Origin of the sequence: Kineobactrum salinum (assembly GCF_010669285.1) — a bacterium.
Lineage (GTDB): Bacteria > Pseudomonadota > Gammaproteobacteria > Pseudomonadales > Halieaceae > Kineobactrum > Kineobactrum salinum.
Genome location: NZ_CP048711.1, coordinates 3,881,877 through 3,898,353, shown reverse-complemented (window position 1 = coordinate 3,898,353; position 16,477 = coordinate 3,881,877). Strand labels below are relative to the sequence as shown.

Genomic DNA, 16,477 nt, shown 5'->3' with positions numbered 1-16,477 from the left:
TGTTCAGGAAGATTTCCCGACGTAACCTGACTCTGGGTTTGGTTGTGGCGTTAATATACAGGGAAAATAGAGAAACTGTGCTTGCAGAAACACATGGTGACGTTTATCTGGCGCATTTTGGTGTCCCTATTGGGGTCTGCGAAATACCTCCCGGAAAATGGCTACAGTTCGAGCTTGAAGGCTCGCCTGTCTTCGTTCGCCATCGAATGGCCGGGGAAGGTAGCGACACCGGCGAAAGCATGTCTGAAGCCCAAAGCCCTACTGAAGTACTCGAATCAAATGTACTGATAGCGCTATCGGGAATCTGCCCTCATGCCGGTTGCCGAGTGACCCCTGGTGTGATCAAAAGTAATGGATTCCTTTGTCCCTGTCACGGATCTGAATTTGATGTTCATGGACAGGTAGTGAAAGGACCAGCAAAAGAGAATCTTGCCCGGGTACCTCATCAAATCAGCGAGGCCGGACTCGTATTCCACAGAAAGTAGTACGTCAATCTATCCGCACACGGACACAGCTACTTAAGGAGTATCACGAATGGGTGCATCAGACCTCTTACCGGAGCGAGAAAGCGTTTCGCTTGACGACAAATATATTCGCGACCGTGGCCGTGTATACATGACTGGCGTACAGGCTCTGGTACGTTTACCCATGATGCAGAAACAACGAGACCTTGCGCAGGGTTTGAATACGGCGGGATTCATTTCGGGCTATCGCGGGTCTCCTCTTGGAGGCCTGGATCACACCCTTTGGTCCGCAAAAATGCACCTGGAATCCGACCATATCAAGTTCCACCCGGGAATTAATGAAGATCTGGCTGCCACAGCCATATGGGGTAGCCAGCAGGTCAGCCTGAACCCAGCCAACTATGATGGTGTCTTTGCTCTTTGGTACGGGAAGGCACCGGGCGTCGATAGAAGCATGGACGCAGTCCGGCATGCTAATTCAGCCGGTACCTCTGAGTTTGGTGGCGTTCTGCTGGCGGTAGGCGATGATCATGGTGCCACTTCATCAACTTTAGCTGGCTCCAGCGATACGATACTGGCCGCAGCTATGGTGCCGGTCCTGTATCCTTCGAGTGTTCAGGAATACCTGGATTTCGGCTTGCATGGATGGGCAATGTCGCGTTTCAGTGGACTTTGGGTTGCATTGAAGTGCGTAAGCGAGACGGTCGAGTGTGCTGCGTCAGTGTCGGTTGACTCGGACAGGGTGAAGACCAACTTGCCGGCCAACTTCATCCCCCCTCCCAATGGGCTGCATATTCGTTGGCCAGATTCTCCTCTGGACCAGGAATCGCGTCTGATTAATCATAAGCTTCCCGCAGCCATGGAATATGCGCGGGCCAACAACCTTGACAGGGTTGTCATTGATGCACCCGACGCCCGGCTTGGTATTGCCACCTGTGGGAAATCTTATCAGGATGTCCGACAAGCGATGGGCATGCTGGGCATTGATGACACTGCGGCAAGACTTCTTGGCCTGCGCGTCTACAAGATTGGCATGGTATGGCCTCTCGAGCCAGAAGGTGCCCGGAATTTCGCCGCGGGACTGGATGAGATCCTTGTTATCGAGGAGAAGCGGTCACTTATCGAAGCGCAACTCAAGGAGGCACTTTACAACACGCCGAAGGAGGGGCGACCATACATTGTAGGCAAATTCGACGAGCAGAGCCAAACTGGTTCATCCGGTGGAAACCGGCTGTTGAGTGCTGCTGGCGAACTCACCCCACTCTCGGTGGCAAGAGTTCTTATTAATCGCCTGCAACGCATACATTCCGAAGAAATCGTCGCCCCCTACGTAGCGCACCTTCCTTTTTCAGGGGAAGACAAACGCCAGGTAAAAGGTATGCTGCCCCGGCTTCCCTTTTACTGCTCCGGATGTCCACACAACATCTCGACTAAAGTGCCTGAAGGGTCGCGAGCGCTCGGCGGAATCGGTTGCCACGCCATGGCTACCTGGATGAACCGGCGCACGCAAACCATAGTTCAGATGGGTGGTGAAGGAGTGCCGTGGATTGGCGAGGCACCATTCACCAAAACGAAGCATGTATTTGCCAACCTTGGCGATGGTACTTATTTCCATTCTGGGCTTATGGCAATTAGGGCAGCCGTGGCTGCAAATGTGCCGATAACATACAAGATACTGTTCAATGACGCGGTGGCAATGACGGGAGGGCAACCTGTCGATGGCGAACTCACCGTTCCACAGGTGACTCGGCAGCTGCAGGCCGAGGGTGTGAAGCGAATTGTAGTGATGACGGATGACCCTAAAAAGTACCGTGGTATCACGGACTTTGCATCCAGTACGTCTATTCAGCATAGGAACGACCTCGACAGAATCCAGAAGGAGCTACGCGAGTATCCGCAAGTCTCGGCGCTGATCTATGACCAAACTTGTGCGACCGAAAAGCGTAGGCGGCGCAAGCGCGCAATTGAACCCGAGCCTGCGCGCCAGGTTGTAATCAATGACCTCGTCTGCGAGGGCTGCGGTGACTGCTCAATCAAGTCCAACTGCCTGTCTGTCGAGCCGCTGGAAACTGAGTTTGGGCGAAAAAGAACCATCAACCAGGATTCGTGTAATAAGGATTTTTCATGTACCACCGGCTTTTGCCCAAGCTTTGTCACTATAGTGGGGGCCAGAGCACGCAAACCGGCGCCAATCCCAACCGATGAGGTTTCGGTCAAGGACATTCCCCTTCCACGTATTCCTGAAGTTGGCGAAGGTTTCAATATAATCGTCGCCGGTGTCGGGGGATCAGGCGTCATCACGTTGGGTGCCCTGATTGGAATGGCGTCACACATGGACGGCCACGGAGTGTCCGTCATGGATACAACCGGGCTGGCGCAGAAAGGCGGCGCTGCCACTTCGCACGTCCGCATCGCACACAATCCAGAAGACATCCATGCGACACGGGTGGGCGCCGGTGCAGCAGATCTGTTGCTGGGCGGCGACATTCTGACATCTGCGAGTGATGGGATTCTGTCAAGTCTGGCCAGGAATCGTACACGTGTACTCGTCAATATCGCCGAGGTTCCCACGGCGGACTTCGTGAACAGCCCAGATTGGCAGTTCCCCGTCGAAGGGGCCAGGAAGGCTATCCTGGAGGCGCTCGGTGACTCCAGCGCACAGGACGACGCATTTTTTATTGACGTGCGCAACCTTGTGGTGCCATTAATGGGTGATGCGATCTATACCAATCCGTTCATGTTGGGATTCGCATGGCAGAAAGGCTGGATACCCCTGACGCTTGAATCGCTCACCAGAGCAATCCAACTAAACCGCGTAGCCGTTGAGGAAAACCTGTCGTCCTTTTTGTGGGGGCGGCGCGCTGCGCACGATCTTCCAGCTACGATCGACCTTGCACAATCGCAATCAGCCCCATCGAGTGCCAGTAAGATCTCCTCTTCGCTTGACGAGATCATAGCGGTGCGTGCGGACTATCTCACTGCATACCAGAATAAGGCCTATGCCGATCACTACCTCAATTTGGTGGAACATGTCAGGGTAGCAGAATCGAACACAACTGGAACCTCCACGTTGACAGAAGCTGTGGCACGGTACTATTTCAAACTACTGGCCTATAAGGACGAATATGAAGTTGCCCGACTATATACCGAGACCTCGTTTCTCCGCGATCTGAACGCGAATTTCGAACCTGGTTATTCACTGCGTTTCCATTTAGCTCCGCCGACCCTGTTCACTCCATCCCCTGACAAAGGTGATTTCGTCGCCAAGAAAACATTTGGCCCATGGATGTTGCCGCTGTTTCGGGTACTGGCAAAACTTCGATTTCTTAGAGGAACAGCTTTTGATCCATTCGGGAAATCCAAGGAGCGACGGACAGAGCGTGCTTTGATCGGTGAGTACGAGCGAACCATGATGGATCTGATTGATGGACTCAATGATCAGAATCTCGAACTGATTACGGAGATTGCGTCCGTGCCCGAATACATCCGGGGTTACGGCCATGTGAAGGATCGTCACCTTATTACCGCCCGCGAAATGAAAGAGAAACTGTTGGCAAGGCTCCATCAAGACATAATCGTCACAGAAGTGCAGAGTGCGCCTCGCGGGGCACGTGAGACTATTGTGTCTCATTAAGTTAAAGAACGAGTGCAAGGGTTTTGTCTGAGGCGCGCTCGTCTTCCGAGAGATCTGCGTGCAGATCCGGTCGCTAATAACCAGATACAACGAAAAGAGAAACATCATGGCAGTCATTGAAAGTATGCTGGACAACCACGCTGCAGACTTCTTGAGAAATGCGAACAAGATGTCCCAGGCGGTGAAGGAGTTCCGCGATATCGAACGGCAGGTGATCGAGGCGGCAGCGGCAAAAGCTCCTCGCTACGTGGAAAAGGGCCTGGTTCCGCCGCGCGAACGGCTGGCGTTGCTGCTTGATGCCGGGTCGCCCTTTCTTGAGTTATCGACACTCTGTGGCTACCTGCAGGAAGGCGACCAAGACGGCTCCAGTGCCGGTGGCAGTTGTATCGCAGGTATTGGCTACGTGGAGGGTGCGCGCTGCATGGTCATGGTTGACGACTACCTGACGAAGGGCGGAAGTATTTCACCACTCGGGGGCGACAAACGCCGCCGAATGATGACCATCGCCCAGGAAAACAAGCTGCCGCTCATCGCTCTCTCCCAGAGCGGTGGCGGCAATCTGAAACTGACAGGCCAGATGTTCGGTTCTTCCGGCAGCTTGTTCGCTCAGCAATGCCGGCTCTCCGCTGCAGGCATTCCCCAGGTAACCGTGGTACACGGCAGCGCCACCGCCGGAGGTGCGTACCAGCCCGGACTCTCTGACTACGTCATCATGATCCGCCACCAGTCCACTGTGTACCTCGCCGGTCCCCCACTGCTCAGGGCGGCCACCGGCGAAATCGCAACCGATGAGGAAATTGGCGGTGCCGAGATGCACGCGGAAATCGCCGGCACCGCAGACTATCTGGCAGAGAACGACGCCGATGGCATTCGCATAGCTCGTGAGGTGGTGCAGAAGCTGGGCTGGTGCGATAGGTTCCAGCCGCTGAGACAACGTGAGTTCAAACTGCCCCGTTACCCGGCAGACGACTTGTTGGGCATCGTACCCGATGACCCCAAGACACCCTATGACACGCGGGAAATCATTGCCCGCCTCGCCGATGACTCGGATTTTCTCGACTTCAAGGCTGACTACGACAGGGGAACGGTATGCGGCCGGATCACCGTAGAAGGACGTGCTTGTGGTGTGATCGGCAATAACTCTCCAATTACAGCCCGGGGTGCCGCCAAAGCAGCGCAATTTATCCAGCTGTGCGAGCAGTCCGGGACACCGCTGCTGTTTCTGCACAATACCACCGGATTCCTGGTCGGTACCGAGATGGAGCGCTCCGGCATTATCAAGCACGGCTCAAAACTCATTCAGGCGGTGACCAACTGCTCTGTGCCCAGTATCAGCATCGTGGTGGGCGGTTCCTACGGAGCGGGCAACTACGCCATGTGCGGGCGTGGCATGGATCCCCGTTTCATGTTTGCCTGGCCCCGCAGTGTGGTATCGGTCATGGGGCCGGCCCAAGCCGGCAGCGTGCTGCGCCAGGTCGCGCAAGCAAAAATGCAACGCGACGGCACGGTGGACGAGGGCACGCTCGACGCACTGGAGCAAGACACGATCAAGACAATGGAAGCCCAGTCACGGGCCCTGGCCAACACCGCGCGCCTTTGGGACGACGGCATGATAGACCCACGCGATACACGCGCTGTGGTGGCGATGGTCCTGAGCATCTGCGCTGAGGCCCAGCAGCGCGAGGTCAATACCAATACTTTCGGCATCGCCCGGCTTTGAGGAATCTTCTCATGAGTGTACTTCCTACCTGCGACACCCTGTTACTGGACCTGCAGGACGGTGTGTTGACCATCACGCTCAACCGTCCTCACAAGCGCAACGCCATGAACGCCGCGCTGGTCGGGGAAATGATGGCCGTGTTTGATTCCATCGCCGGAACCCGCGACATACGCGCAGTGATACTGCAAGGCTCGGAACAGACCTTCTGTTCTGGTGGCGACATCTCCGACATGAATGCCGGCGGGGAGGCTTCTGGTCCCCAAAGTGCCATTTGGCACTTCAATCGCAGTTTCGGGCATCTGATCACTCGCGTAAACGCGGCCCCACAGGTGGTGATTACCCTGCTCCAGGGGGCCGTGCTCGGCGGCGGCTTCGGTCTGGCCTGCGTGTCTGATGTAGCCATTGCTGACCGCCAGGCGCAGTTCGCCTTGCCCGAAACCATGCTGGGTATAGTGCCGGCGCAAATTGCTCCCTTCGTGGTCTCCCGCATTGGTCTCACCCAAGCCAGGCGACTGGCACTGCTGGGCGAGCGGATTGACGGCGTCACGGCCCATGAACTGGGCATCGCGCACTTTCTCACTGACGGATGGCCCGCCATGGAAAAGCGGTTGAAAGAAGTCCTGGCCAAAGTCAGGCAGTGCGCACCGGGAGCCAATGCGCTGACCAAGGAAATCATGCTTCAGGTAGGCGTGGTAGAGCATGAACACTTGCTGGACAAAGCCGCCACGGCCTTCTCGCAATCGCTGGAAGGAAAAGAAGGGAAGGAAGGCACCCACGCCTTTCTCAACAAACGCAAACCCAATTGGGCGAAATGAACGTGAGCGAGGAATGAATCATGGCTGGGATCAACAAGATACTGGTTGCCAATCGGGGAGAAATCGCCGTGCGGGTCATCGCTACCGCCCGGGAGATGGGTTTTCGCACGGTGGCCGTGTATAGCGACGCCGATGCGGGCGCTCTTCACGTGGGTGTTGCCGACCAGGCAGTCTGTATCGGCCCCGCTCCGGCCGGCAATTCCTATCTCGCGACCGACCACATCCTCGACGCCGCACGTCGTGCGGGGGCTGACGCAATTCATCCCGGCTATGGCTTTCTGTCGGAGAACGCGGATTTCGCCCGTGCCTGTGAATCCGCAGGCCTGTTGTTTATTGGCCCTGGCGCCGATTCAATAGAACTCATGGGCAGTAAGCGGCTGTCCAAGATCGCCATGATCGAGGCCGGGGTGCCCTGCATTCCCGGATACCAGGGAGAAGACCAGAGTGAGGAGGCGCTCCATGCCCGGGCCCTGGAGATCGGCTTCCCGCTGATGATCAAGGCCTCCGCCGGTGGCGGTGGGCGCGGCATGCGGCTGGTATTCGAGGAGGGTGAGCTGGCAGCGCAGATCCGCACCGCACGCTCGGAAGCCGAAGGCGCCTTCGGTAGCGGTGAGCTGATCCTGGAAAGGGCAGTGCTGGAACCGCGGCACATCGAAATTCAGGTATTTGCCGACAATCACGGCAACGTCGTTTACCTCGGCGAGCGCGATTGCTCAATTCAACGGCGCCACCAGAAAGTCGTAGAGGAGGCCCCCTCCCCCTTCGTTGACCCGGCGCTGCGCCAGAGTATGGGAGAAGCCGCCGTGAACGCTGCCAGGGCCTGTGGCTACCGCGGTGCCGGCACCGTGGAATTCCTGGTGGACAACAAAGGCAACTTCCACTTCCTGGAGATGAATACCCGCCTGCAGGTTGAGCATCCGGTGACGGAGCTCGTGACCGGGCTGGATCTTGTGGCCTGGCAGCTCCGTGTCGCAGCGGGGGAACCGCTGCCACTGACCCAGGACGAGATCGTCCTGAGGGGCCACGCAATGGAGGTGCGGCTTTACGCCGAGGATACCCGCAACGGATTCATGCCCCAGACCGGGGAAATACTTCTTTGGGAAGTGGCCAGACGCGCCGGCATACGCACGGACCACGGCATTCGCACCGGACAGGTGATCAGCCCGCATTACGATCCAATGATCGCCAAGATCATCTCCCACGGCGACGACAGGCCGTCGGCCATCAGGCGGCTGGCGTCAGCGGTGCAGGACACCTGCCTGTTGGGCGTCAACAACAACAAGCAGTTTCTACACAATGTTCTGAGGCACCCGGTGTTCGGTGAAGGCGAGGCTACGACCAGCTTCATCGAACAACATTTCAGCAGCGATCCCAGCATGGACCGTAAAACACCTGATGCCGGCACGCTGGCCAGGGCAGCGGTGCTGTTCTTCGCACGCAACAGGTCTCATTGGGAGGTGCGGTCTGCCTGGCCCCGGCCACAGCCTCAAATCTATGTCTACCGGCTGGCATGCGAAGACGAAATCTATCAGGTGACGCTCCACAATACAGATAACCAGTTCCTCCTGACGGTTGGTGACCAGAGCATCGAACTACAGCTCGTGGCGCTGGATTCCAATCGCTGCTGGCTGATAGAGGATGGTCTGCGCGAATCAACGCGTTTCGTTACCCAGGGGAACACCCTTGCCCTGGACGACGGTACCGGTCACTTCCTGCTGCACGATGTCACTCATCAGCCAGCTTCCCGTGGAGGTCGCAGCAGCGGGGATGCGAAGGCCTGCATGGACGGGGCCATCGTGGAAATACTGGTTGCCAAGGGCGACACAGTGGAAGCCGGCCAGACACTGGTGGTGCTGGAAGCGATGAAAATGCAGCATGCTTTGTCAGCCGGCGTATCAGGTACCGTTGAGGCCGTCAATTGCACGGCAGGTCAACAGGTCAAGACCAACCAGATACTGGTGACAGTGAATGAGCCGTCCGGGGAAACTGTGTCATGACAGCACATCAAACAGTGCGCATAGGTTGCGCGTCCGCATTCTACGGCGACAGCCAGCTTGCCGCCCGACAGCTGGTCGACCGGGGAGATATCGACTACCTGGTGTTCGATTACCTAGCCGAAGTCACCATGGCGATACTGGCGAAAGCCCAGGCGAAGGACCATCGCCTGGGCTTCGCGATGGATTTTGTTACTGTCGCCATGAAGGACGTGATTGCCGACTGCGCCCGCAAAGGGATCAAGGTAATAGCCAATGCCGGCGGCGTCAACGTGCCGGGCTGTATCGCCGCCCTGGAGGAACTCTGCAGCTCCCTCTCACTTGATCTCCGGATCGCCGGGATCTACGGCGACGATCTCGCCGGGCGGGAAGAGGAACTGGCAACTCTGGGTTTGCCGGAACTGCAATCAGGCGCTCCCCTGCCGCGCAAACTGGCCAGCATCAACGCCTACTTGGGTGCGCGGCCCATCGTCCGCGCCCTGGAGGCCGACGCGCAGATTATCGTGACCGGTCGGGTGGTCGACAGCGCGGTGGTCATTGCGCCGCTGATGCACGAATTCGGATGGGCCAGGGAGGACTACGACCAGCTTGCACAGGCGGCGCTGGCTGGCCACGTCATCGAGTGCGGCGCCCAGTGTACCGGGGGAAATTTCACCGACTGGCACCAGGTGCCGGATTTCTCCAACATGAGCTATCCGATCGTCGAGGTCAGTGAAGATGCCAGTTTCATAGTGCAGATCCCCCCGAAGACCGGCGGCATGGTCACACCGGGTACCGTTGGCGAGCAACTGCTGTACGAAATCGGCGACCCCGCCAACTACCTCCTGCCCGATGTCGCCTGCGACTGGACCGGCGTGAAATTCGAGACTGTCGGCAAGGACCAGCTGCGTGTCAGTGGTGCCCGGGGCCGCGCGCCCGGACCGCAGTACAAAGTGTGCGCCATTCATGCCGATGGCTTCAAACTCAGCGGCAATTTCTTTATGGCCGGCCCGCGCTGTGCGGAGAAGGCACGTGCGAGTCTCGAAGCCTGGGTCAAGCGTACCCGCCGTTATTTTGCCGAGCAGGGCTGGCCTGACTATCGGGGCGTGAGCCTGGAGATCATTGGTGCCGAGGACACCTATGGCCCCCATAGTCGGGCACGGGAAACCCGCGAGGTGATGGGCAAGTTCGGCCTGCATCATGACAACCCCGCCGCCCTGACTTTCGCCTCACACGAAAGGGCCTACCTGGCGACTTCCGGGCCTCCGGGTATGAGCGGTTTTGCCCTCGAACGTGTCAGGCCCACACCGCTGATGCGAGTCCACTCCTCCCTGATCGACAAGAGTGCGGTACCGGTGACGATTCAGCTCGGTAGCGAGATCATCGAACAACGCTGCTTCGACGGCGACGAGAGTTCAGCCCCCGCCACCGGGACCCGCTACCCGGGCTCGCCGGTCCCCGTCACGAAGGATGCCATCCACGTGCCTCTGGAGGCCCTGGCCTGGGCCCGCAGTGGCGACAAGGGTGATAACGCCAATATTGGGGTAATGTCCAGAAAGCCCGAATTTGTGCCCTACCTGCGCGAGCAACTCACCGCGGAATCGGTAAGGAACTACTTCGCCCACACTGTGCGGGGCGAAGTCACGCGGTTTGAGCTGCCGGGCATCCTCGCCTTCAACTTTTTCATCACCGAGGCCCTGGGTGGCGGCGGCACGGCATCCCTACTGGTGGATCCGCAGGGCAAGGCGCTGGCACAGATGCTGCTCAGCAAAACAATAACGGTACCCGCCAAGCTGCTCGAATAAAGCTGAGAACGGTCACCAATAAAACTGCAAACCCACCAAAACGTCTGTTCAATGCAGCAGCTATCAAACCAGCATACGCAGATGCAAGCACCTGGCACGACATCAGAAGGTCCACTGCGTATCACTCGTAAAACAAGCACGACGGACACGACCCGCGCATCAAACTTTTTTGACAAACTCGGATTTCAGCATCATTTCTCCCACTTTATCAACGCGGCAATCGATGTTGTGGTCACCATCGACAATCCGCCTGATCTTGAGTTTAGTGCCGATTTTCAGCACAGTTGAGCTGCCTTTCACTTTGAGATCCTTGACCAGTGTGGCGCTCTCGCCTTCATAAAGATCATTGCCGTTAGCATCCTTGACTTTGGGAACGGATTCATTTGACGCGGCATCATTCATCTGCTCCCATTCATGTCCGCACTCGGGACACACCAGCAGACCGCGATCTTCGTAGCTAAACGAGGATTGACACTGGGGACAGGACGGAAAGTTTGACATTAATAATATCCTCAAAATGGAATTACAAACACACGGTGAATTCTTTCAGGCCGATGGTTTGAATAAGTCGAGAAAGAGTATTCAGATCTTCATCGGCGATCGGCCGATCCTCATCGTCCGCAAGAACATAGGTTTTGTAACGGGTATCATGCAGCATCACGAACCATTTGCTCCGACTGCCCGGGGTGAGTCTGACCTGAGCATCCCGCCAGCAACCCGTTTTTCCCATTTCTATGGCCTCATTCAGTTTCATGCTGTTGGTCTCTGCTTAACGCCTCGCTGATTGCATCGTCCAGCGTCGGATACGATGCACTCAAGGGGCTTGTGGTATCGGCACGCGCTCTGGCAAGGGTTTTCAATGGCTGAAACTGCCAGGCCGAAAAGATCAACGGTATTTGGTGCTTTTCACAATGCGCCATCAATTTTTCAATTGCTGCCAATCCCCCGGCATCCAGATAAGAGCTGTAGCGCATATGCAGGATGATGCCATCGACACCCCGTGCATGTTGGGTCATCTCACCGAATATGCGATCTGCCGCCGCGAAAAATAGCGCGCCGCGAATTTTGAATACCTTCCAGTTGGCGGGCAGCGAGCGATGACTGAACTCGCTGCTATCAGTAATCTCCACCACGCGCGTTATCGCGGCCATCTCTCGCATAAACAACAGGGAAGCCAGTAATACACCCACTGTGATGGCTATCACCATATCGAAAAATACGGTCAACGACAGGCACACCAGAAACACCAGCACATCGGGTAGCGGCGATTTTCTTATCAGCTTGATGGATTTGGGGGCTTCACTCATATTCCACGCAACCACGATCAAAAGCGCTGCCATCGCCGGCATGGGTACGTAGGCCAGAAATCGGGCAAGCAGCAAGAGGCCCAGCAAAACCACGACAGCATGAGCGAGAGCGGCCACAGGCGAAACTGCACCCGCTTTGAAATTGGTGGCTGACCGTGCAATGGCTGCTGTAGCTGTGATACCACCGAAAAAAGGCGTTACCACATTGGCCATGCCCTGGGCCAGCAATTCACTGTTTGCACTATGGCGCTTACCGGACATCCCATCCAGTACTACCGCGCACAGCAGCGACTCGATGGCCCCCAACATGGCAATGGCGAAGGCAGCCGGCAGCAAATCAGTTACCAGGGCCCAGGACAGTTCCAGGGGATGCCCGTCTGCACCAGCTCGGTTCCATGGCCATTCCAGAGAAGGCAAATAGGGGGGAATGCCAGCCGCCTCCGAGCCATCAGGCAACAGATAGTGAAAACGCGAACCGATGGTATCCAATTCGATGCCCATGCCGCTTAACATTATCCCCAGCAGACAGGCAAGCACCAGCGCGGGCAGGTGGGGAGGAACTGGCGTTCGCAATCGTGGCCACAGCATCATCACCGAGAGAGTAAAAGCGGCAATCAGGGTGCTACCCGTATCGAGTTGGTGGAGATGAGTGCCAATAGCTATGATTTTGGCGACAAAGTGTTCCGGCAACTCGTGAAACGCCAATCCGGTAAAATCGGGAATCTGTAACACGGCGATCACAATCGCTATCCCCCCGGTAAAGCCCAGGGTCACGGACTCAGGAATATACTCGATAAATCGTCCAAGGCGGGCGTAGGCCATGGCGATCAGTATGATGCCGGCCATTACGGAGGCCAGCAGCAGCCCTGCCAGGCCATACTTGGTGGTGAGCGGATGCAGGATCACTACAAATGCGGCCGTCGGCCCCGAAACACTGTAGCGACTGCCACCGGCCAGGGCAATAATCGCCCCTGCGATGATGGCCGTGTACAGGCCGTATTGCGGCGGTACGCCACTGGCGATCGCCAACGCCATAGCCAGCGGAATGGCGATCACACCCACGGTCGCGCCGGCGATCAGATCTTTCAGAAGCGCTTCCCGACCATATCCCTCTGCCCACACCTCTCGCAAGGCATACCCCGCCCGCAAGGAAAACAGGTGCTGTCGGTGGGACATGGATGTACTCCCCGCAGAAATTGGCTGGAATAAAGGCCGGTGCAACGCCCTTGGCATATACGTATTATATGATAATATAGTTAACATTCAATGATTCAATTATCTGGACCTGGCCCACTGCCATGAAACAGGGAATTTGCGAGATGACGAAACCCCGACTGAACGAGAAACTATCCGAATACGGCATACATGCACCACAGGAAATCCTCTACAATCCGGATTACGACACCCTGTTTCAGGAAGAAACCCGCCCCGAACTCAGTGGCTATGATCTCGGCCGTATCACCAATAGCGGAGCGGTAGCCGTCGACACAGGCATCTTCACCGGACGCTCGCCAAAGGATAAGTATTTCGTCGAAGACGACACTACCCGCGATACCCTGTGGTGGTCAGACCAAGGGGCTAACGACAATAAGCCAATAACGCCTGAGATTTGGCAATCCCTCAAATCTCTGGTCAGCAAGCAGCTCAGCGGAAAACGATTATTTGTGAATGACCTGTTTTGTGGTGCCGACCCGGCCAGTCGGTTGAAGATCCGCTTTGTTACCGAAGTCGCCTGGCAGTCTCACTTTGTAAAGAACATGTTTATCCACCCTTCGGACGATGAACTGGAGAATTTCGAACCCGACTTTGTTGTACTGAACGGCTCCAGGACCCTAAACCCTTACTGGAAGGAACAAGGACTCAACTCCGAAAACTTCGTCGCCTTCAACATGACTGAAGGTATGCAGATTATCGGAGGCACGTGGTATGGCGGAGAAATGAAGAAAGGCATTTTCTCGGTCATGAATTACCTGTTACCGCAACAGGGTATTGCTTCAATGCATTGTTCGGCCAACATGGGCAAGGATGGTGATACCGCGATCTTTTTCGGTTTATCCGGTACCGGCAAAACCACTTTGTCGACAGATCCCAAGCGGGCGCTCATTGGCGACGACGAACACGGCTGGGATGACAATGGCGTGTTCAATTTCGAGGGAGGCTGTTACGCGAAGACTATCAACCTCAGCCAGGAACATGAACCGGACATTTATGCGGCTATCAAGCGGGATGCTCTGCTTGAAAATGTAGTGGTGGATGCAAAGGGAAATATTGATTATACCGACGCTTCAAAAACCGAAAACACCCGTGTATCGTACCCGATTTACCACATCAAGAATATCGTCAGACCCAGCTCATTGGGCGGTCATGCGACCCGGGTGATTTTCCTCACTGCGGATGCCTTCGGTGTACTCCCCCCCGTGGCGCGACTCACCAAAGCGCAAGCGGAGTACTATTTTCTCTCGGGCTACACTTCCAAACTGGCAGGTACCGAGCGAGGGATCACCGAGCCCACGCCAACGTTTTCCGCCTGTTTCGGTGCGGCATTTCTGAGCTTACATCCGACGCGGTACGCCGAAGTACTGAAAAAACGCATGGAACAATCGGGCGCTCAGGCCTATCTGGTCAACACCGGCTGGAATGGAACGGGAAGTCGCATCTCCATCAAGGCGACGCGTAGAATTATTGATGCAATTCTCGATGGTTCCATTGAAACGGCAGACTTCATCCCGCTGCCATTGTTGAACCTGGAAATCCCCAGCGTAATTGAAGGCGTGGATGCCGAACTGCTTGATCCGCGCAAGACGTACGCCAACCCGGGCGAATGGCTACGAAAAGCCTCTTCACTGGCAGCCAAATTTATTGCCAATTTTGAGCAATTCACCGACACCCCCACCGGGGCATCGTTGGTAAGTGCAGGCCCGACCCTGTCAACCAGCGTTTAACAAGAGGGAGACCATGGAAAAGCGCACTGCACGGTTAACAGTTCTGGTTGATCCCCAAAAGAAGGCGGCATTTGAAAAACTGTGTGACGAGGAAGACGTGACACCGTCACAAAAAATTCGTCAATTCATGCGTGACTACATTGAACAGGCATTAGGCGCTGATTGGAAAGAACAGGTGTTCAACAAAAATAAAGAGGGTTAACAGCCTGATCGAATACCTCTTCGTGGAAGCAGAAGTTTTCCCCGACCATCCGCTTGATGCCGTCATTAATCCTTGGGATGCGCCAGTTGTGTGCGTTCCTGGCAATACGAATGACGGCAGTCGCTCACCGCTAAGATCTTATTGCTTGGCTGGCGGCTTTTCAAAGTCAAAACCAATATGCGCGTGGTGCCTTCAACCGATTGATCGCCGATATTAGCAGCACCCAGGGAAATCGGGCTGCGCGGAGAGGGAAAACTCCGCCTCGACCTTTATCGGATCTCGGCCAGGCCTGTAGATATATCCCTGCATGAGCACCGCACCGTCCTCCATGAGGATAGTGGTTCCACTCTCGAACCCGGGCTCGGGTTCACACCAGTAGGCTTTCGTCAGCGTATGGGATTGACCGTCGATGACCACTTCGCCGATGGTCCATGGCTCATAGTCCGTCGTAGGCGCTGTCGAAATCGATCTTACCCATTCGACTAGGAAATACATTGAACTATCGAGGTCCAGATCATGCCAGCAAGTAAGATTACACTTCCAAAAGTTGTATCGCGTGAAGAGTGGGAAAAGTCGCGCCGGGGGGCTCCTCGCCAAAGAATAGAAGCTGAGGCGAGCACTGGATGCGCTGACCGCAAACCTCTGCGTATGAGTGGTGGCGTTTGCACGACGAATACGACACTTAACCGAGTTTGAGAGCTTACGGGGAAAACGCCCAACAATCGGCTGCTGTCAGACAATTTTCACCTTCGGAGTCGCCGGTTATCAATGACCTTCGACCTCACAGGAAACACTATGACCAAATCAGACAAAATCGAAATTGAGAATGTGAACTCTCCCGGCAGAACTGTGAGGGTTGATAAGACGAAATATGAGGTAATGAGGGATGCCATGTTGAAAATCATTCCCGCTAATGAACCCGGGCTCACTGCCAAGGAGATCAAGGAGGAGCTCATTCCAGTAGTGCCCGATGAATTATGGCCAAATGGTGAAAAAATTGGCTGGTGGCAAAAAGCGATTCAACTCGATTTGGAAGCAAAGGGTATTCTGAATCGTGATCCAAAATCAAAGCCACTTCGTTGGTGGCGCGAACCGGGAAAAGGCAAGAGCTAAGTTATGGAGAGCTTCGAATCACAACATTGTCCATGCGCATGCGGAAAATCAGTCGTTATCGTTAAAGCGTTGCCACGTATGAGATATTATTGTCACTGTCTGACTTGTCAGGAATTCTGTCAGTCTCCGTTTTCCGACAATACCGCATTACGCGCGGAAGAAGTCGAAATAGTTGACGAAAGCACTATTGAGTTCAAAAAGCACCAGAAAAACGCTGTAGTAGACCGTGGGGTATGCAAGCATTGCCGCTCACCAGTCGTCGGTTTCGCATTGCTTCTGCCTGGTGTCAAGGCCGCTTTCGTTCCAGGCAGTCACTATCCAAACCAGGCTGCTTTGCCGAATCCCAATCGGCATATCTTTTGTCATCGGCGCGTCAAAGATGTTCCAGATTCACTGACAAAGCATTCAGGAGCCTTCTTCAGTCAAGCAGTGATGGTGCCCAAAATGATGCTCTCTATGTTGCGTAAGCCTGGGGCAAATGCAGCCTGAAACGGCGATAGAA

13 protein-coding genes are annotated in these 16,477 nt (G+C 55.7%); 10 read left to right on the top strand and 3 right to left on the bottom strand.

What is annotated here, in order from left to right; genetic code table 11:
- Positions 1-77: 77 nt before the first annotated feature.
- The 6 genes from G3T16_RS17345 to G3T16_RS17320 all read left to right on the top strand — a co-directional run bounded on the left by G3T16_RS17345 (position 78) and on the right by G3T16_RS17320 (position 10,411).
- A complete protein-coding gene (locus G3T16_RS17345) occupies positions 78-485 on the top strand; it encodes a QcrA and Rieske domain-containing protein (protein ID WP_163496323.1) in 408 nt (135 codons plus the stop codon).
- A 49-nt stretch (positions 486-534) separates the two neighbouring features.
- Complete coding sequence (locus G3T16_RS17340) at positions 535-4,098, top strand: indolepyruvate ferredoxin oxidoreductase family protein (protein ID WP_163496322.1); 3,564 nt, start codon at positions 535-537, stop codon at positions 4,096-4,098.
- A 106-nt stretch (positions 4,099-4,204) separates the two neighbouring features.
- Positions 4,205-5,818 (top strand): acyl-CoA carboxylase subunit beta, encoded by a 1,614-nt coding sequence (locus G3T16_RS17335; RefSeq protein ID WP_163496321.1) that lies wholly within the window; start codon positions 4,205-4,207, stop codon positions 5,816-5,818.
- An 11-nt stretch (positions 5,819-5,829) separates the two neighbouring features.
- Complete coding sequence (locus G3T16_RS17330; RefSeq protein WP_163496320.1) at positions 5,830-6,633, top strand: enoyl-CoA hydratase/isomerase family protein; 804 nt, start codon at positions 5,830-5,832, stop codon at positions 6,631-6,633.
- Positions 6,634-6,653: 20 nt separating this feature from the next.
- Positions 6,654-8,630: an acetyl/propionyl/methylcrotonyl-CoA carboxylase subunit alpha gene (locus tag G3T16_RS17325; RefSeq protein ID WP_163496319.1), complete on the top strand. Its 1,977-nt coding sequence runs from the start codon at positions 6,654-6,656 to the stop codon at positions 8,628-8,630.
- Positions 8,627-10,411, top strand: a complete 1,785-nt coding sequence (locus tag G3T16_RS17320; protein ID WP_163496318.1) for an acyclic terpene utilization AtuA family protein — start codon at positions 8,627-8,629, stop codon at positions 10,409-10,411. The genes G3T16_RS17325 and G3T16_RS17320 overlap by 4 nt, the downstream gene beginning before the upstream one ends.
- A gap of 159 nt (positions 10,412-10,570) precedes the next feature.
- On the opposite strand, the gene G3T16_RS17315 is transcribed toward G3T16_RS17320, so the two are convergent.
- From G3T16_RS17315 to dauA, 3 genes are read right to left on the bottom strand one after another with little or no spacing between them, the layout of a single operon-like run.
- Positions 10,571-10,912 carry a zinc ribbon domain-containing protein YjdM gene (locus tag G3T16_RS17315; RefSeq protein WP_163496317.1) on the bottom strand — a complete coding sequence of 114 codons (342 nt, stop codon included), beginning with the start codon at positions 10,910-10,912 and terminating at the stop codon, positions 10,571-10,573.
- A 22-nt stretch (positions 10,913-10,934) separates the two neighbouring features.
- Positions 10,935-11,165, bottom strand: a complete 231-nt coding sequence (locus tag G3T16_RS17310; protein ID WP_163496316.1) for a hypothetical protein — start codon at positions 11,163-11,165, stop codon at positions 10,935-10,937.
- The gene (dauA, locus tag G3T16_RS17305) at positions 11,152-12,894 is read right to left on the bottom strand and encodes a C4-dicarboxylic acid transporter DauA (RefSeq protein ID WP_163496315.1); all 1,743 of its coding nucleotides are present in this window, start codon (positions 12,892-12,894) and stop codon (positions 11,152-11,154) included. The genes G3T16_RS17310 and dauA overlap by 14 nt, the downstream gene beginning before the upstream one ends.
- A gap of 143 nt (positions 12,895-13,037) precedes the next feature.
- On the opposite strand from dauA, the gene pckA reads away from it, so the two are divergent.
- The 4 genes from pckA (at position 13,038) to G3T16_RS17285 (ending at position 16,464) form a co-directional block, all read left to right on the top strand.
- Positions 13,038-14,660 carry a phosphoenolpyruvate carboxykinase (ATP) gene (gene pckA, locus G3T16_RS17300; protein ID WP_163496314.1) on the top strand — a complete coding sequence of 541 codons (1,623 nt, stop codon included), beginning with the start codon at positions 13,038-13,040 and terminating at the stop codon, positions 14,658-14,660.
- 13 nt (positions 14,661-14,673) lie between these two features.
- Positions 14,674-14,862 carry a CopG family transcriptional regulator gene (locus G3T16_RS17295; protein WP_163496313.1) on the top strand — a complete coding sequence of 63 codons (189 nt, stop codon included), beginning with the start codon at positions 14,674-14,676 and terminating at the stop codon, positions 14,860-14,862.
- A 795-nt stretch (positions 14,863-15,657) separates the two neighbouring features.
- A complete protein-coding gene (locus G3T16_RS17290) occupies positions 15,658-15,975 on the top strand; it encodes a DUF6958 family protein (RefSeq protein ID WP_163496312.1) in 318 nt (105 codons plus the stop codon).
- A gap of 3 nt (positions 15,976-15,978) precedes the next feature.
- Complete coding sequence (locus G3T16_RS17285) at positions 15,979-16,464, top strand: GFA family protein (protein WP_163496311.1); 486 nt, start codon at positions 15,979-15,981, stop codon at positions 16,462-16,464.
- Positions 16,465-16,477 lie beyond the last annotated feature (13 nt).

Bases quoted from the DNA above. Each gene is read 5' to 3' on its own strand.
- pckA (WP_163496314.1), top strand. From the start codon at position 13,038: ATGACGAAACCCCGACTGAACGAGAAACTATCCGAATACGGCATACAT.
- G3T16_RS17310 (WP_163496316.1), bottom strand. From the start codon at position 11,165: ATGAAACTGAATGAGGCCATAGAAATGGGAAAAACGGGTTGCTGGCGG.
- G3T16_RS17340 (WP_163496322.1), top strand. From the start codon at position 535: ATGGGTGCATCAGACCTCTTACCGGAGCGAGAAAGCGTTTCGCTTGAC.
- G3T16_RS17320 (WP_163496318.1), top strand. From the start codon at position 8,627: ATGACAGCACATCAAACAGTGCGCATAGGTTGCGCGTCCGCATTCTAC.
- G3T16_RS17325 (WP_163496319.1), top strand. From the start codon at position 6,654: ATGGCTGGGATCAACAAGATACTGGTTGCCAATCGGGGAGAAATCGCC.
- G3T16_RS17290 (WP_163496312.1), top strand. From the start codon at position 15,658: ATGACCAAATCAGACAAAATCGAAATTGAGAATGTGAACTCTCCCGGC.
- dauA (WP_163496315.1), bottom strand. From the start codon at position 12,894: ATGTCCCACCGACAGCACCTGTTTTCCTTGCGGGCGGGGTATGCCTTG.
- G3T16_RS17315 (WP_163496317.1), bottom strand. From the start codon at position 10,912: ATGTCAAACTTTCCGTCCTGTCCCCAGTGTCAATCCTCGTTTAGCTAC.
- G3T16_RS17295 (WP_163496313.1), top strand. From the start codon at position 14,674: ATGGAAAAGCGCACTGCACGGTTAACAGTTCTGGTTGATCCCCAAAAG.
- G3T16_RS17285 (WP_163496311.1), top strand. From the start codon at position 15,979: ATGGAGAGCTTCGAATCACAACATTGTCCATGCGCATGCGGAAAATCA.
- G3T16_RS17335 (WP_163496321.1), top strand. From the start codon at position 4,205: ATGGCAGTCATTGAAAGTATGCTGGACAACCACGCTGCAGACTTCTTG.
- G3T16_RS17330 (WP_163496320.1), top strand. From the start codon at position 5,830: ATGAGTGTACTTCCTACCTGCGACACCCTGTTACTGGACCTGCAGGAC.